This window comes from Glycomyces sp. NPDC047010, assembly GCF_040644205.1.
Lineage (GTDB): Bacteria > Actinomycetota > Actinomycetes > Mycobacteriales > Micromonosporaceae > Glycomyces.
Genome location: NZ_JBEYVY010000009.1, coordinates 24,374 through 38,296, shown reverse-complemented (window position 1 = coordinate 38,296; position 13,923 = coordinate 24,374). Strand labels below are relative to the sequence as shown.

The window sequence follows — 13,923 nt, the reverse complement described above, 5'->3', positions numbered from 1 at the left end:
GCCCCGGGCCGGGAGAAGGAGCGCACCGTGAACGCCATCGAGTTCGGCATCGACAGCTTCGGGGACCTGCCCCGCGACGAGGACGGCCGGGTCGTCTCGTACGCGGAGGCCATCCGCGCCACCGTCGAGGAGGCCGTGGTCGCCGACCAGGCCGGCGTCGACGTCGTGGCCCTCGGCGAGCACCACCGGCCCGAGTTCGCGATCTCCTCCCCCGAGACCGTCCTGGCCGGGATCGCCGGGAGGACCGAGCGCATCCGCCTCTCCTCCGGCGTGACCGTCCTCAGCTCCGACGACCCCGTGCGGGTCTTCCAGCGGTTCGCCACGGTCGACGCGCTCTCGAACGGGCGCGCGGAGATCATCCTCGGCCGCGGCTCCTTCACCGAGTCGTTCCCGCTGTTCGGGTACGACATGGCCGACTACGACGTGCTGTTCGAGGAGAAGATCGACCTGTTCCACAAGCTGCTCGACGAGCGGCCCGTCACGTGGAAGGGCACGCAGCGCGCGGCCCTCGTCGACCAGGACGTGTTCCCCAAGACCGAGTCCGGCCGCCTGCCCACCTGGGTCGGCGTCGGCGGCAGCCCGCAGTCGGTCGTGCGCACCGCGAAGTACGGCTTCCGGCTCATGCTCGCCGTCATCGGCGGCCCCGCCGACCGCTTCGCGCCCTACGTCGACCTGTACCGCCGCGCCACCGACCAGCTCGGCACCACCGCCTACCCGGTCGGCCTCCACTCCCCCGGCTTCGTCGCCGACACCGACGAGGAGGCCAAGGAGCTGTTCTACCCCGGCTACAAGGTCGTGCGCGACCGCATCGGCGCGCTCCGTGGCTGGCAGCCGCTGCGCCGCGAGGAGTTCGACAGCGAGGTCGCCCACGGGTCCCTCTACATCGGCTCGCCCGAGACGGTGGCCCGCAAGGTCGCCGCCGCAATCCGCGCGCTCGACGTCGGCCGCTTCGACCTCATCTACTCCGCGGGCGGCGCGATGTCCGCGAGCGCCCGCCTGCGCGCCGTGGAGCTGTACGGCGACAAGGTGATCCCGATGGTGAAGGACCTCCTGTCGGACGGCCCCCGATGAGCCTCCCGCAGACCGTGGGCGTCCTCGGCGCGGGCAAGGTGGGCACCGTCCTCGCCCGCCTCGCGGTCGCCGCCGGGTACCGGGTCCGCATCGCCGGTTCGGGGGACCCCGCGAAGATCGCCCTCACCGTCGAGGTCCTGGTCCCCGGCGCGGAGGCGGTCGCCCCCGAGGAGGCCGTGCGCGGGGCCGACATCGTGGTCCTCGCGCTGCCCCTGGGCAAGTACCGCACCATCCCCGACCCGGGCGGCGCGCTGGTCGTGGACGCCATGAACCACTGGTGGGAGGTCGACGGCCCCCGCGAGCGGGTCCTCGACCCGGGCGTCACCTCCAGCGAGGCCGTGCGCAAGCACCTCGGCGCCGACCACTACGCCAAGGCGTTCAACCACATGGGCTACCACGACCTCCAGGCCGAGGCCCGCCCCGCGGGCGCGCAGGGCCGCAAGGCGATCGCCGTCGCGGGCGACGACGACGCCGACACCGCGGCCGCCGCGTCCTTCGTGGACGCACTGGGCTTCGACCCGGTCCTCGCCGGCCCCTTGTCCGAGGGCGCCCGCATGGAACCGGGCACCCCGGTCTTCGGCGCGAACGTCGCGGCCCCGGAGCTCCGGAAGCTGCTGGGCGCCTGAGGCGTGCCGCAATCCGGTTGAGGACCGGCGTGGCGCCGGGCAGAATCCGGGCATGACTTCCGCGCTTGACGACCTCGCCTGGCTCGGCGGACCGATCGACGCCCGCCCCCTCTTTGCACCCGAGCACGGCGCGCTGGTGTCGCTCCTGCGCGGCCTCTCCGCCGCCGACTGGACGGCCGAGGCCGTGCCGGGCTGGACCGTGCGCGACCTCGCCTCGCACGTCCTGGCCGACTGCTACGGGCGGCTCAGGAGCCGCGACGGCCACCGGGGCGGGCCGGAGTTCGCGCCGGGCGAGACGCTGGAGGCGTTCATCCACCGCGTCAACGACGAGTGGGTCGCGGCCTTCGCGCGGGTCAGTCCGGCGGCGCTCACCGACACCCTCGACCTGATCGGCGGGCAGACCGCCGCGTACTTCGCCGCGGCGGACCCCGACGCCCCGGCGCTCGGGGTGTCGTGGGCCGGGGCCGACCCGGCGCCGATGTGGCTCGACACCGCCCGCGAGTTCACCGAGATGTGGACCCACCGGCAGCAGATCCGCCGCGCCGTCGGGCTCGGCACCGACACCAATCCGCGGTTCCTGTCGGTCGTCCTGGACGCCTTCATGCGGGCGCTCCCGCACACCATGCGCGCCGTGGACGCTCCACAGGGCACCCAGGTGCGAGTCGGCGTCGACGGTCCCGCGGGCGGCGTCTGGAACGTCACCGCGACCGGCGGCCGCTGGTCCCTCGCCGAGCCCGCCGCGGAGCCCGCGGCGTCGGTCGGGCTCGACGCCGAGACCGCCTGGCGCCTCTGCACCCGCGGCCTCGAACCCGACGCGGCCCTGGCCCGCGCCCGCGTCGAGGGCGACGCCGACCTGGCCGCGGCCGCCTGCCGCATCGTGTCGATCGTCTACTGACGGGCGTTCAACTCAGGGTGTCGGGCCGAGTCCGGTGAAGGCGAGCCGGAACAGCCGGTGCGCCTGCGCGGCCGGGTCGGGGTAGTGCTCGGTCGCCATGGCGATGCCCGCGATCAGTGCGAGCAGGTCGGCCAAGGCGGCCTCGGGCGACACGGTGCCGTCCCGCACTGCGTCCCGAAGCAGCGGCGTCGCGGCGTCCTCCAGTGCCGCCGCGCACCCGTTGACGTGCGCGGGATCGACCTCGGCGCTGTCGGGGACCAGGACGGCCGCCAGGCCCCGGGCGGTCGCCGAGTAGTCGACCACCTCGTCCAGCCACGCCAGGAGCACCGACCGGCTGTCACCGGTCCCGGCCAGCTCCCGGGCCCGCTCGCTCAGGTCCTCGATCCGCTTGTGGGACACGGCCTCCAGGAGCGCCCTGCGGCTCGGGAAGTGCCGCCGGACCGTCGCCGACCCGACTCCCGCGACCCGCGCGATCTGCTCCAGGGACGCGTTCGCGCCGTGTTCGGCGACCTCGTCCACGGCCACGGCGAGGATGCGCCCGTAGTTGCGCCGAGCATCGGCGCGCCGCCCCTCGGGCATCGCTCCACCTCCAGGTTTGCAGAAACGGCGGGGTCCGCCATATCATAGCCGGAGCAAAACGGCGGACCCCGCCGTTTCTGATCCGAGGAGACCCATGACCACTCCCACCGCACCCGTCCTCGTCACCGGCGCCACCGGCAAGCAGGGCGGCGCGACCGCCCGCTCGCTGCTCGCGGCGGGCGTGCCCGTCCGCGCCCTCGTGCGCGACCCCGGCGCCGGACGCGCCCGGGAACTCCAGGCCCTGGGCGCCGAACTGGTCCCCGGCGACCTGCTCGACCGCGACTCGGTCGTCCGCGCCGCGACGGGCGCCCGCGCCGTGTTCTCGGTTCAGCTGCCCGCCTTCACCGGCGACGGCTTCGACTTCGCCGGGGAGGTCGCCCAAGGCGTCAACCTCGTCGAAGGCGCCCTCGAAGCCGGGGTGCCGCAGTTCGTGCACACCTCCGTCAGCGGGGCCGGCGGGCACACCGGGGTCCCCGGCTGGGACGAGGGCCGCTGGGACTACATGGCGCCGACCCTCGGCGCCAAGAGCGCGGTCCAGGACCGCGTCCGCGAAGCCGGGTTCCCGCACTGGACCCTGCTCAAGCCCGCGTTCTTCATGGAGAACTTCCTGCCGTCCATGGCGTTCCTGTTCCCGCGCGGCCTCGACGGCGGCCTGGTGAGCGTCCTCCACCCGCACACCCGCCTGGCGGTCGTCGCAGTGGACGACATCGGCACCGCCGCAGCGGCGGCCCTCGCCGATCCCGGGCGGTTCGACGGCGTCGAACTCGAACTCGCGGGCGACTTCCTGACGATGGGCGAGATCGCCGAGGCGCTGTCGGACGCCCTGGGCCGCAGGCTCGAAGCGCCCGACATGGACGAACGGGAGGCGCTGGCCGCCGGGATGCCCGCGATGGGCGCCTCGCACCAGTGGATGAACGACGTCCCCCAGCCCGCGCGCCCCGAGTTCGCGCGGGCGCTGGGCCTGCCGCTCACCGACTTCGCGACCTGGGCGAAGCGGCACATGCCTGCCGCGTGAACCGCAGCCGACGGCGCCGTCTAGTCCTCGTCGTCGTCGGGGGCGGCGATGAGTCGGACCTCCTCGATGTCCAGGGACGCCTGCATGCGGCGCAGGACGGCGTCGTCGATGCGGCGCTCGTTGCGCAGCCGGATCATGGTGGTGCGCTTCTCGGCGATGACGGCGAGGCGCAGGCGGTTGTAGTCCTCGTGCAGGCGCGCGGCCTCGGCGGGGTCGCCGTCGGCGCCGGTGTCGAGGGCGTCGAGGTGCTCGCGCATCTCGGCGTCGAGGCGGCGGACGGTCTCGGGGTCGGCGTCGGTCTCGTCGGCGAGGCGCGGCAGGGCCTCGATCGCGGCCGTGGTGGTCTCGGTGCGGGCCAGCGCGAGTTCGTCGTCGAAGCGGGTGTCGGCGGGGAAGCGGGCCCAGCGGATGACCGCGGGGAGGGCGAACGCGGGCATGAGCATCACGATGATGACGCCGAACGTCACGAAGACGATCGTGTCGCGGTCGGGGAAGGGCGCCCCGGAGTCGAGGAAGTGCGGCACGGCCAGTGCGACGGCGAGGGAGACGGCGCCGCGGAAGCCGCAGAGGCCCGAGACGATGCGGGAGCGGTCGCTGACGCGCAGGAGCTTTTGCTGGGGGCGGCGGTCGACGGCGCGGATGAGGTAGGCGGCGGCGAACAGGAACGCGATGCGCGTGGCGATCATGACGGCGGCGATGGCGACGACCATCGCGAGGGCGCGGAGGAGACCCGTCCCGTCGAGGCCGCGGACGGCGGGGTGGGCTTCGATGCCGATGAGGACGAACAGGGCGCCGTTGAGCAGGAACGTGACGAGGCCCCAGAACGCGAAGACCTGGCGCCGGGCGGGCGCGGTGCCGTAGATCGGGCTGGTCTGGCTGACGATGAGTCCGGCGGCGACGGCGGCGAGGACGCCGGAGGCGTGGATGAGTTCGGCGAGGAGGTACCCGGTGAAGGGGATGAGGATGAAGATGGTGCTGGCCGCGAGGGTGTCGGTGAGGAAGCGGCGCACCCAGACGCCGACGGCGGCGGCGAGCGCGCCCGCGGCGATGCCGCCGGCGTAGGAGACGAGGAGCTCCCATCCGATGTGGAGGGCGCTGAGGTGCTGCTCGCCCACGACGACGCCGACGGCGAGGCCGAAGACGACGAGGGCGGTGCCGTCGTTGATGAGGCTCTCGGCGCGCAGGACGGTGAGGTTGCGGCGGGGCAGGAGCCGGGAGACGACGCCGACGGCGGTGGCGTCGGTGGGGGCGAGGGCGGCGCCGAGGACCCAGGCAGGGCCCCAGGGGAGGCCGAAGGCGTGGGCGGTGGCGGCGACGGCGCCCGCGGTGACGACGACGAGGAGGGTGCCGCTGAGGAGGATGCCGCGCCGGAACTTGCGGATCTCGCGCAGGGGCGTGTTCATGGCCTCCCACCACAGGAGGGCGGGGAGGAAGAGGAGGAGGACGACGGCGGAGGGGAGTTCGAGGCCGGTGAAGGCGGGGATGAATCCGAGGAGGACTCCGGCGGCGAGCAGCAGGATCGGTGCGGCGATCCCGCTGCGCTGCGCGCCGACGCGGCAGGCCACGAGGGCGGCGCCGATGACGACGATCAGTTCGAGTCCGAGCATGGTGTGGATTCTCCCAAGCCCGGGGGCGGGCCGGGCCCGCTTGGCTCAGGCGATCGGCTCGAATCGGGCCGTGAAGTGGCGCAGGGCCTTCGGTTCGTCGGTGATGCGGTAGCCGGGGAGGCGGTGGGCGCGCTCAGCGAGGCGTTCGCACACTTCGATGACGTAGTCGATGTGGCTCTGGGTGTAGGTGCGGCGGGGGATGGCGAGGCGCACGAGGTCCATGGCGGCGGGCGCCTCGGTGCCGTCGGGCCTGCGGCCGAACATGACGGTGCCGATCTCGCAGGTGCGGACGCCGCCGATCTCGTAGAGGGCGACGGCGACGGACTGGCCGGGGTAGTGGAGCGGGTCGACGTGCGGGAGGAGCGCGCGGGCGTCGATGTAGACGGCGTGGCCGCCGATGGGGTTGAGGACGGGGATGCCGGCCTTCTGGAGGGCTTCGCCGAGGTAGGCGGTGGAGGTGATGCGGTAGCGGAGGTAGTCGTGCTGCACGGCCTCCTTGAGGCCCTGGGCGAGCGCTTCGAGGTCGCGTCCGGCGAGGCCGCCGTAGGTGGGGAAGCCCTCGGTGAGGATGAGGACGTTGCGGCACTCCTGGGCGAGGTCGGGGTCGTCGAGGGCGAGCCAGCCGCCGATGTTGCCCATGGGGTCCTTCTTGGCGCTCATGGTCATGCCGTCGGCGAGGGCGGCGATGTCGCGGACGATGTCGGCCACGTCGCGTTCGCCTTGGCCCGCTTCGCGTTCGCGGATGAACCAGGCGTTCTCGGCGAACCGGCAGGCGTCGAGGAAGAGGAGTTTGCCGTACCTGTCGCAGACCTCGCGCACGGCGCGGAGGTTGGCGAGGGACACGGGCTGGCCGCCGCCGCTGTTGTTGGTGATGGTGACGAACACGCACGGCACGTCGGGGCCGCGGGCGGCGAGGAGCGCGTCGAGGGCGTCCAGGTCCATGTTGCCTTTGAAGGGGTGGGGCGAGGCGGGGTCCTTGCCCTCGGCGATGACGAGGTCGACGGCTTCGGCGCCGGTGGCCTCGACGTTGGCGCGGGTGGTGTCGAAGTGGGTGTTGTTGGGGACCACTTTGCCCGGTCCTCCGAGGACGGACATGAGGATGCGCTCGGCGGCGCGGCCCTGGTGGACGGGGATGACGTGCTCGAAGTCGAAGAGCTCGCGCACGGCGTCGCGGAACGTGAAGTAGGAGGGGGACCCGGCGTAGGACTCGTCGCCGCGCTGGATGGCGGCCCACTGGTCGCGGCTCATGGCGCCCGTGCCGGAGTCGGTGAGGAGGTCGATGAGGACGTCGTCGGCGTGGAGCTGGAACAGGTTGCAGGAGGCGGCGGCCAGGTGGGCCTTGCGCTCCTCGGCGGTGGTCATGCGGACGGGTTCGACGGTGTGGATGCGGAAGGGTTCGATGATCGTGCGGAACACGGGCTCGCTCATGCGGACACTATGGCACCGTGCGGGCCGGGGCTGAAGGTGAAGCGCGACATGCGAGGGGCGGGATGAGTTATGTTCGCAACCTGTTCCCCTGATCGACTTTACGAACGGAAGACGGCATGGATCGCATGGACTGGCGGCTGGTCGAGGAGCTCCAGGCGGACGCCCGGCTCTCCTACAACGAGCTGGCGCGGCGCGTCCACCTGTCCGCGCCGACGGTGGCCGAGCGGGTGCGGAGGCTGGAGGCGGCCGGGGTCATCAGCGGCTACCACGCGCATGTGGACCCGGCGGCGGTCGGCCTCCCGGTGCAGGCCGTGGTCGTCATGGACTGCTACGGGCCGCGGTGCCTGCTGCGCGACCCGGAGGTGCCGTCGTGGACGCAGATCAGGCAGTTGTTCCGCATCACCGGGGACGGCTGCTCGGTCCTGATCGCGGCCGTGCCGTCGATGGCCGAGTTCGAGTCCTTCATAGACCGCCTCGCACGCTATGGCCGTCCCAGTAGCAGTATGGTGCTCTCCCAACCGCTTTCGTGGGCGCCGGTCGGGGCGCCCGAGAGCGCGGGGCCCGACCGCCGGTCCGGCGGTCACACCTCTCATCCCTAGGAGAGCCCATGCGCAGACGCATTGCAGCCCTGATCGGGACGCTCGCGACGGCGTTCGCGATCGTCCTGGCGACCGCCTCCCCGGCGGCCGCGTACGAGATCAACTACGCCACGGACGTCGACTGGAACACCGACTACGCCAAGGTCTGCACCATCGACACCTACGTCTTCGGCGCCGGCCAGGCGTGCGTGCAGCCGACCGGCGACGACATCTGGGTCAAGGACAACGACAAGAACGGCTACCAGGTGGCCGTGTACTGGGACGACCTGAACTCGGCCCGCGCGGGCAAGTGCGTCGACGATCTGGGCGTCGACAAGGCGTGGGTCCTGTGCAACAAGGACTGGACCGAGGGCCACACCATCCGCTGGCGCTTCGCGTGGGAGACCGCGAGCGGCTGGGTCATCCCCGACGCCCCCTACTGGGACACCAAGGTCTAGCGGGATCTGAGGGGACCGGCCGCGGCCGGTCCCCTTTCACTGTCCTGAGTAGGCGTCGAGGCGGATGGCGACGACGCCGCTGACGTTCCGGGCGCCGCACGAGTCGCCGGGCACGGCCAGGTGCGGGCCCTCCAGATCGAGGGCGAGGCCGTCGCGGACCAGGCCGAGCACGATCGGGCCGTTCCCGAACTCGGGGTCGATCTCGCCCCACGAGAGCACCGCGCGGTGCCCGTCCGAGGCGAGAAGCGCCACGAAGTACCGCAGCCGGGCCTTGCGGTCCTCCCCCGCGAACTCGGGGACGGCCAGCGCGAGGGCGTCGCGCAGCAGGGGGCCGCGCATCCGGTGGCTGCGGGGGCCGGTGGAGCGGCAGGTGTAGACCACGTCGAGCTCGTGCTGCGGCAGTGCGCCCAGGTCGGGGACCGTCCAGGTCCGCGGTTCGCGCACGGCGCCCGAGACCGTGACGGCGGCGAGCGCGCTTCCAGCGGCGGCCATGGCGCCTCCTTCGCATCCGGGTGCGTCTTCAGCGTATGTCGGATATCCGCAGAAGCCATCCCCAAGGCGGCTTCGGCCTTGCAGACGCCCCAGCCGGGCCTACGGTGGAGTGGCAGGTGCGAACCCGGGCCTCCGCACGGCGGCGCGGGCGTGATGTGCACCGACGGACCCGCGGGCGACATCCGCAGATGGGAAGGTACCGCCATGGTCGACGCCCTCACCACCGCCGAACCGGCGACCCGCCGGGACATGCCCTGGCCCGCGGCCCGCGAGGCCGCCCACGCCGCCGCCGAGCCGCTGGGCCCCGTCGCGGTCCCGCTGCGCGGGGCCGCCGGGTCGGTCCTCGCGGCGGACCTCGTCGCCCCGACCCCGCTGCCGGGGTTCGACACGGCCGCGATGGACGGCTACGCGCTGAACGGGCCGGGCCCGTGGCGCCTCGCGGGCGAGGCGGTGCCCGGGAGCCCTTGGCCCGGAAGCACTCTCGTTCCGGGCGCGGCGATCCGGATCGCCACGGGCGCCGTGGTCCCCGCCGGAGCACACGCGGTCCTCCCGGTGGAGCACGGCGTGCTCGACGGCGACTCGCTCACCGGCCCCGAGCTACCCGCGGGCAAGCACATCCGCTACCGCGGCGAAGACGCCCCGGCCGGGGCCCGGCTCGTCGCCGCGGGGACCCGGATCGGGCCGTCGCTGCTGGGCCTGGCCGCGGCCTGCGGGTACGACGCGCTCCAGGTCGCGCAGGCGCCGACCGTCCGGCTCGTGGTCACCGGCGACGAACTCGTCCACGCCGGGATCGCGCCCGCGGGCCGCGTCCGCGACGCCCTCGGCCCGCTCCTGGAGTCGTTCCTCCCGCGCCACGGCGCGCTCGTCACCGAGTCCGTCCACGCCCCCGACCACCCGGGCAGCGCGCTCGCCGACGCGGTGACCGCCCCCGGTCCGCACGTCGTGGTCGTCGCCGGTTCGACGTCGGTCGGCACCACCGACGGCCTCCGCCCGCTCCTGCGCACGCTCGGCGCCGACCACCTCGTGGACTCGGTCGCGTGCCGTCCCGGCCACCCCCAGATCCTGGCCCGCCTCGACTCCGGCGCATACGTCGCCGGCCTCCCCGGCAACCCGTTCGCGGCCCTCGCCGCCGCCTACACGACCCTCGTCCCCCTCCTCCACGGCCTCACCGGCCGGCCGCTCCCGGCCCTCCCCCACGCCGTCCTCTCCACCCCGGTCCCCGCCCTGCCCGGCCGCACCCGCATCGTCCCGGTCACCTGGAACGGCCCCACCGCCCACCCCCTCGGAAACCCCCGCCCCGCCTTCCTCAACGGCGCCGCCACCGGCAACGCCCTCGCAGTGATCCCCCCGAACGCCGCCCCAGAAGCCCCGGTCCCCCTGCTCCTCCTCGACTGACCCGGTTCCACACCGGCACCACTTTCTCTCCACATCGGGCGGGCATGATCGTCCTCGTTCATCGCGACCACCCACTAGGAGAACGAATGACGAAACTCCGCCGCGCCCTCATCGGCGAGCGGACGCGGAGAGGCGGCCCTGCATCCGCAGCAGACGTCCCGTCATGTAGTGGGCGTGGGCTTCTCCGGTGCGATCGCCCGCGGCCCGGCTGTGGGCCATGGCGCGCTCCAGGAACACCTGCGCCTCGTCTCGGCGCCCAAGTTCGATCCAGGACCCGGCCAGCAGACGCGAGAGCGTTGCCTGGGCGACCTGGTCGTCGAGGCGGCGGACGGCGGTGAGGGCCTCGAACCGGGCCGAGTCGAGCGCGTCGGGCGGGATCTGGAGCAGGTACCCGCCGCCCTTGCCGTGCAAGGCGATCCGGTCGTCGGCGGCGAGGCGCCGGCGCAGCTGGTAGGCGTAGGTGCGGAGCGTGGCGACGGCCGCCGCGGGCGGGGCGTCGCCCCACAACTGGTCGACCAGCCAGTCCCGGTTCGCCACCACGTCGGGCTTCAACAGCAGCAGCGCCAGGAGGGCCTGCGGCTTCGCCGTCAGCGACGGCCCGCTGCGCCGCCATCTTCTCACCCCGATCCCCGGCGGAGGCCGCCTCCCCGGGGGCGACCTTCCGTTCGGTAGGGGCTGGCTATGCTGGGGCCGCGAGCGGAGGCGAAGGGGCGGGGAGCGATGGGCGAGGCGGCGGGGACGCGGGACCGGATTCTGGAGACGGCGCGGGAGCTGTTCAGCGCCAACACGTACCGGGCGTCGACCATGCGCGAGCTCGCCGCGCGGCTCGGGATCACCAAGCCCTCGCTGTACCACCACTTCACGTCGAAGTCGGAGATCCTGGAGCACCTCGTGCGGGCCCCGATCGAGGCGCTGGCCGCCGCTGTCGACGCGGCCGAGCAGGCCGGGCCCGAGGAGGCCGGATCGGTGCTGCTGCGCGGGTGCATCGCGGTGGTCACCGAGCACCGCGAGGTCATGCTGCTGCTGTTCCGGGACGCGTCGGTGTACACCGACGAGAGCTCGACGCAGATCGTCGCCGACGTCGTGAGCACTGTGGACCGGGCGGTCGCGGTCCTCGCAGGGCCGGAACCGGACTGGCGCAGGCGGCTCCGCGCCGCCCAGGCATTCGCGGCCGCGACGGACCCGGTGGGCCAGTTCGCCGACGCGCCCCTGGACGAGCTGCGCGAGGAGCTGTACCTCGGCGCCGCCAGTCTGCTCGACCAGCCCTCGGCGGTAAGCGTTCGGGAACGGTCCGCTGACGGGTCGAGACACTAACGGTGACCGTCCACTTACGATTTACTATCGCAACAAAGGAAGTGCCGAAAACATGAGTGGCACTATGGATCTTGAGGGGGATCGTCGGTAGGCTCTGGCGCGTATCTGATATCACGCTTAAGGATGATCGCCCCATGAATGCAGCCGATGAGCAGCAGATGTCCCCGTACGACCGGATCGGCGGCGCCCCCGCCGTCACCGAAGCGGTGGAACGCTTCTACAAGCGCCTCCTGGCCGACGACGAATTGTCCGGGTTCTTCTCGGGCAGCGACATGCCGCAGCTCAAGCGCCACCAGGTGGCCCTGATCTCCCAGGTCCTCGACGGGCCGAAGTCCTACGCCGGGCGCGAGCTCGCCGAGGCGCACCGGAGCATGGACATCTCGGTCGGCCAGTACAAGGCGGTCGGCGCGCACCTCACGGCGGTCCTCGAAGAACTCGACGTCCCGCAGGACATCATCGACACCGTCAACGAGGTCCTCGCCTCCGTCGCCCCCGACGTCATCGGGGCGGACGACTAGGCGCATGATCGACGCCGACCGGTTGAAGAAGAACTGGAGCCTGGTCGCCGCCCGCGGCGACCAGGTCCCCCTGTACTTCTACTCGACCCTGTTCCTCTCCTATCCCGAGACGCGCGACCTGTTCCCCATGAACATGGCCGCGCAGCGAGACAAGCTCGTCAACGCCCTCGGGGCCGTCGTCTCCAACGTCGACACCATCGACGCGGTCGTCCCCACCCTCCAGGCCCTCGGCCGCGACCACCGCAAGTTCGGGGCGCTCCGCGGCCACTACCCGGCCGTCGGCGAGGCCCTGCTCGCGACCCTGGAGCACTTCAGCGGCGCGCACTGGACGCCCGCCATCGCCGCCGACTGGGCGGCGGCCTACGAGCTCGTCGCCGCGACCATGGCCGACGCCGCCGACGCGGCCGCGCACTACACGCCGGCCTGGTGGGACGCCGAGGTCGTCGGCCACGAGCGCCGCGACCTGGAGACCGCGATCATCACCATCGCCCCCGGGACGCGGCTCGACTACGTTGCGGGCCAGTCGGTCTCGCTGTGCACGAGCCTGCGGCCGCGGGCCTGGCGGCAGTACTCCCCCGCCAACGCGCCGCGGAACGACGGCACCATCGAACTCCACGTCAGGGCCGTCGACGGCGGCGAGGTCTCCTCCGCGCTCGTCTCCCTGCTCCGGCCCGGCGACTCGCTGCGCGTCGGACCGGCATTCGGGTCGGGCCTCACGCTGCGGCCGGGCTCGGGCCCGGTCGCGATGATCGCGGGCGGCACCGGCGTCGCCCCGATGAAGGCGCTCATCGAGCAGATCGCCGCGACGCCGCGGCCGGTCAGCCTGTACTGGGGCGCGCGCAGCCCCGCGGGCCTGTACTGCCTCGACCAGATGCAGGCGCTCGCGGCCCGGTTCGAATGGCTGGAGCTCGTCCCGTGCGTCGACGAGGACATGTTCGGTTCCGGTGTGCGCGTGGGGTCCCCGGCGGAGCTGGCCGTGGCGCACGGGCGCTGCACGGGGGCCGACGTGTACCTGTGCGGGCCGACCGGGATGGTCGAGTCGAGCGGGAAGTACCTGGTCGGCGCCGGCGTCAGGGCGGACGCCATCCACTTCGAGCCCACGGGCGCGTGAGAGAGGACGTTCCATGGTGTACAACTATCGGTCGCGCGATGTGAAGGTCACTGTCGGACAGGTCAACAACGCCAGGTTCTCGATGACGAGCCTCACCAGGCGCGGCTACCAGCCCGACGAGGTGCACCGGTTCCTGGAGCTCGTGGCGGACGAGCTGGCCAGTCGCGACCAGCGCGAGGCCGCGCTGCGCACCGACGCCGAGAAGCTGAAGGAGGCGCTGCGGTCCTGGCAGTCGCAGCAGAGCTCCCTGCGCTTGCAGGCGGCCCTCCCGACCACGCCGACCTCGACGGCCGTCAACCTGGTCTCCCAGGCGCAGCAGCAGGCCGAGAGCTACGTCAACCAGGCGCAGCACTACTCGCGGCAGATCATCGCGCAGGCCCGGTCCCAGGCGTCGGAGCTCATGCGCCAGACCCAGGAGCGCGCCAAGGACGAGGCGGACCGCGCCGTGGCCGAGTACCGCCGCGACAACGCGGGCCGGCGCAACCAGGAGGCCGAGGACCGGATCAGGCAGCTCGTACGGGCCCGCAGTTTCCTTGAGGCCGTAGAGGTCGCCGAGGAGCAGCTGCGCCTCACCCGCGAAGGGCTCGAACAGGAAGTGGCGAAGCTCCAGCACGAGAGCTGAACAGAGGCGAGACGACGGCGGGTCCTGGTCCAGGACCCGCCGTTCAGCCGTGAACCCGCCAGCGCCCGGCACCGGGACGGGGACCGCGCCGGTGTCGGCGGCGCGGCGCAGCACCTCGGTTTCGAGCGCGAAGCGGGAACGTGCGGAGGCAAGTTCGTTTGCACGATCGGGGGGCGGGGGAATCGGCTGGGATAGGATAGCGGGCGCGGATCGG

At 72.9% G+C, this 13,923-nt stretch carries 16 protein-coding genes; 11 read left to right on the top strand and 5 right to left on the bottom strand.

Translation table 11 applies throughout. From position 1 onward, the window contains the following. Positions 1-27: 27 nt before the first annotated feature. The 3 genes from AB0A65_RS18565 to AB0A65_RS18555 are packed head-to-tail and all read left to right on the top strand — an operon-like array spanning position 28 to position 2,592. Entirely contained in the window at positions 28-1,071 is a 1,044-nt protein-coding gene (locus AB0A65_RS18565) for an LLM class flavin-dependent oxidoreductase (RefSeq protein ID WP_359952672.1), read from the top strand. Beyond that, positions 1,068-1,697: an NAD(P)-binding domain-containing protein gene (locus AB0A65_RS18560; RefSeq protein WP_359952671.1), complete on the top strand. Its 630-nt coding sequence runs from the start codon at positions 1,068-1,070 to the stop codon at positions 1,695-1,697. Before AB0A65_RS18565 ends, AB0A65_RS18560 begins: the two co-directional genes overlap by 4 nt. A gap of 52 nt (positions 1,698-1,749) precedes the next feature. Next, positions 1,750-2,592 carry a maleylpyruvate isomerase family mycothiol-dependent enzyme gene (locus AB0A65_RS18555; RefSeq protein ID WP_359952669.1) on the top strand — a complete coding sequence of 281 codons (843 nt, stop codon included), beginning with the start codon at positions 1,750-1,752 and terminating at the stop codon, positions 2,590-2,592. 12 nt (positions 2,593-2,604) lie between these two features. On the opposite strand, the gene AB0A65_RS18550 is transcribed toward AB0A65_RS18555, so the two are convergent. Beyond that, positions 2,605-3,171: a helix-turn-helix domain-containing protein gene (locus AB0A65_RS18550; RefSeq protein WP_359952667.1), complete on the bottom strand. Its 567-nt coding sequence runs from the start codon at positions 3,169-3,171 to the stop codon at positions 2,605-2,607. 94 nt (positions 3,172-3,265) lie between these two features. On the opposite strand from AB0A65_RS18550, the gene AB0A65_RS18545 reads away from it, so the two are divergent. Further along, a complete protein-coding gene (locus AB0A65_RS18545; RefSeq protein ID WP_359952665.1) occupies positions 3,266-4,186 on the top strand; it encodes an NmrA/HSCARG family protein in 921 nt (306 codons plus the stop codon). A 20-nt stretch (positions 4,187-4,206) separates the two neighbouring features. Here the strand turns inward: AB0A65_RS18545 and AB0A65_RS18540 are convergent, their stop codons facing one another. After that, complete coding sequence (locus tag AB0A65_RS18540) at positions 4,207-5,793, bottom strand: Na+/H+ antiporter (protein ID WP_359952663.1); 1,587 nt, start codon at positions 5,791-5,793, stop codon at positions 4,207-4,209. 45 nt (positions 5,794-5,838) lie between these two features. Beyond that, positions 5,839-7,221, bottom strand: a complete 1,383-nt coding sequence (locus AB0A65_RS18535) for a tryptophanase (protein WP_359952661.1) — start codon at positions 7,219-7,221, stop codon at positions 5,839-5,841. A gap of 116 nt (positions 7,222-7,337) precedes the next feature. Between AB0A65_RS18535 and AB0A65_RS18530 the strand changes: the two genes are divergently transcribed. Then, positions 7,338-7,820: an Lrp/AsnC family transcriptional regulator gene (locus tag AB0A65_RS18530; protein ID WP_359952659.1), complete on the top strand. Its 483-nt coding sequence runs from the start codon at positions 7,338-7,340 to the stop codon at positions 7,818-7,820. Positions 7,821-7,828: 8 nt separating this feature from the next. Then, a complete protein-coding gene (locus AB0A65_RS18525) occupies positions 7,829-8,257 on the top strand; it encodes a hypothetical protein (protein ID WP_359952658.1) in 429 nt (142 codons plus the stop codon). Between the two features lie 36 nt (positions 8,258-8,293). Here the strand turns inward: AB0A65_RS18525 and AB0A65_RS18520 are convergent, their stop codons facing one another. Further along, a complete protein-coding gene (locus AB0A65_RS18520; RefSeq protein ID WP_359952656.1) occupies positions 8,294-8,749 on the bottom strand; it encodes a hypothetical protein in 456 nt (151 codons plus the stop codon). A gap of 204 nt (positions 8,750-8,953) precedes the next feature. Between AB0A65_RS18520 and AB0A65_RS18515 the strand changes: the two genes are divergently transcribed. Further along, the gene (locus AB0A65_RS18515) at positions 8,954-10,144 is read left to right on the top strand and encodes a molybdopterin molybdotransferase MoeA (RefSeq protein WP_359952655.1); all 1,191 of its coding nucleotides are present in this window, start codon (positions 8,954-8,956) and stop codon (positions 10,142-10,144) included. A gap of 108 nt (positions 10,145-10,252) precedes the next feature. On the opposite strand, the gene AB0A65_RS18510 is transcribed toward AB0A65_RS18515, so the two are convergent. After that, positions 10,253-10,765: a winged helix-turn-helix domain-containing protein gene (locus AB0A65_RS18510; RefSeq protein WP_359952653.1), complete on the bottom strand. Its 513-nt coding sequence runs from the start codon at positions 10,763-10,765 to the stop codon at positions 10,253-10,255. Positions 10,766-10,864: 99 nt separating this feature from the next. On the opposite strand from AB0A65_RS18510, the gene AB0A65_RS18505 reads away from it, so the two are divergent. The 4 genes from AB0A65_RS18505 (at position 10,865) to AB0A65_RS18490 (ending at position 13,709) form a co-directional block, all read left to right on the top strand. Further along, positions 10,865-11,458 (top strand): helix-turn-helix domain-containing protein, encoded by a 594-nt coding sequence (locus AB0A65_RS18505; protein ID WP_359952651.1) that lies wholly within the window; start codon positions 10,865-10,867, stop codon positions 11,456-11,458. Positions 11,459-11,592: 134 nt separating this feature from the next. Then, a complete protein-coding gene (locus tag AB0A65_RS18500) occupies positions 11,593-11,976 on the top strand; it encodes a group 1 truncated hemoglobin (RefSeq protein ID WP_359952650.1) in 384 nt (127 codons plus the stop codon). A 4-nt stretch (positions 11,977-11,980) separates the two neighbouring features. After that, positions 11,981-13,087, top strand: a complete 1,107-nt coding sequence (locus AB0A65_RS18495; protein WP_359952648.1) for a globin domain-containing protein — start codon at positions 11,981-11,983, stop codon at positions 13,085-13,087. A gap of 13 nt (positions 13,088-13,100) precedes the next feature. Then, the gene (locus AB0A65_RS18490) at positions 13,101-13,709 is read left to right on the top strand and encodes a DivIVA domain-containing protein (protein WP_359952646.1); all 609 of its coding nucleotides are present in this window, start codon (positions 13,101-13,103) and stop codon (positions 13,707-13,709) included. Positions 13,710-13,923: the final 214 nt, after the last annotated feature.

What these genes read in the sequence shown, in the direction of transcription:
- AB0A65_RS18490 (WP_359952646.1), top strand. Translation starts at nt 13,101, where the DNA reads ATGGTGTACAACTATCGGTCGCGCGATGTGAAGGTCACTGTCGGACAG.
- AB0A65_RS18500 (WP_359952650.1), top strand. Translation starts at nt 11,593, where the DNA reads ATGAATGCAGCCGATGAGCAGCAGATGTCCCCGTACGACCGGATCGGC.
- AB0A65_RS18535 (WP_359952661.1), bottom strand. Translation starts at nt 7,221, where the DNA reads ATGAGCGAGCCCGTGTTCCGCACGATCATCGAACCCTTCCGCATCCAC.
- AB0A65_RS18545 (WP_359952665.1), top strand. Translation starts at nt 3,266, where the DNA reads ATGACCACTCCCACCGCACCCGTCCTCGTCACCGGCGCCACCGGCAAG.
- AB0A65_RS18525 (WP_359952658.1), top strand. Translation starts at nt 7,829, where the DNA reads ATGCGCAGACGCATTGCAGCCCTGATCGGGACGCTCGCGACGGCGTTC.
- AB0A65_RS18530 (WP_359952659.1), top strand. Translation starts at nt 7,338, where the DNA reads ATGGATCGCATGGACTGGCGGCTGGTCGAGGAGCTCCAGGCGGACGCC.
- AB0A65_RS18515 (WP_359952655.1), top strand. Translation starts at nt 8,954, where the DNA reads ATGGTCGACGCCCTCACCACCGCCGAACCGGCGACCCGCCGGGACATG.
- AB0A65_RS18520 (WP_359952656.1), bottom strand. Translation starts at nt 8,749, where the DNA reads ATGGCCGCCGCTGGAAGCGCGCTCGCCGCCGTCACGGTCTCGGGCGCC.
- AB0A65_RS18505 (WP_359952651.1), top strand. Translation starts at nt 10,865, where the DNA reads ATGGGCGAGGCGGCGGGGACGCGGGACCGGATTCTGGAGACGGCGCGG.
- AB0A65_RS18550 (WP_359952667.1), bottom strand. Translation starts at nt 3,171, where the DNA reads ATGCCCGAGGGGCGGCGCGCCGATGCTCGGCGCAACTACGGGCGCATC.
- AB0A65_RS18540 (WP_359952663.1), bottom strand. Translation starts at nt 5,793, where the DNA reads ATGCTCGGACTCGAACTGATCGTCGTCATCGGCGCCGCCCTCGTGGCC.
- AB0A65_RS18495 (WP_359952648.1), top strand. Translation starts at nt 11,981, where the DNA reads ATGATCGACGCCGACCGGTTGAAGAAGAACTGGAGCCTGGTCGCCGCC.
- AB0A65_RS18555 (WP_359952669.1), top strand. Translation starts at nt 1,750, where the DNA reads ATGACTTCCGCGCTTGACGACCTCGCCTGGCTCGGCGGACCGATCGAC.
- AB0A65_RS18560 (WP_359952671.1), top strand. Translation starts at nt 1,068, where the DNA reads ATGAGCCTCCCGCAGACCGTGGGCGTCCTCGGCGCGGGCAAGGTGGGC.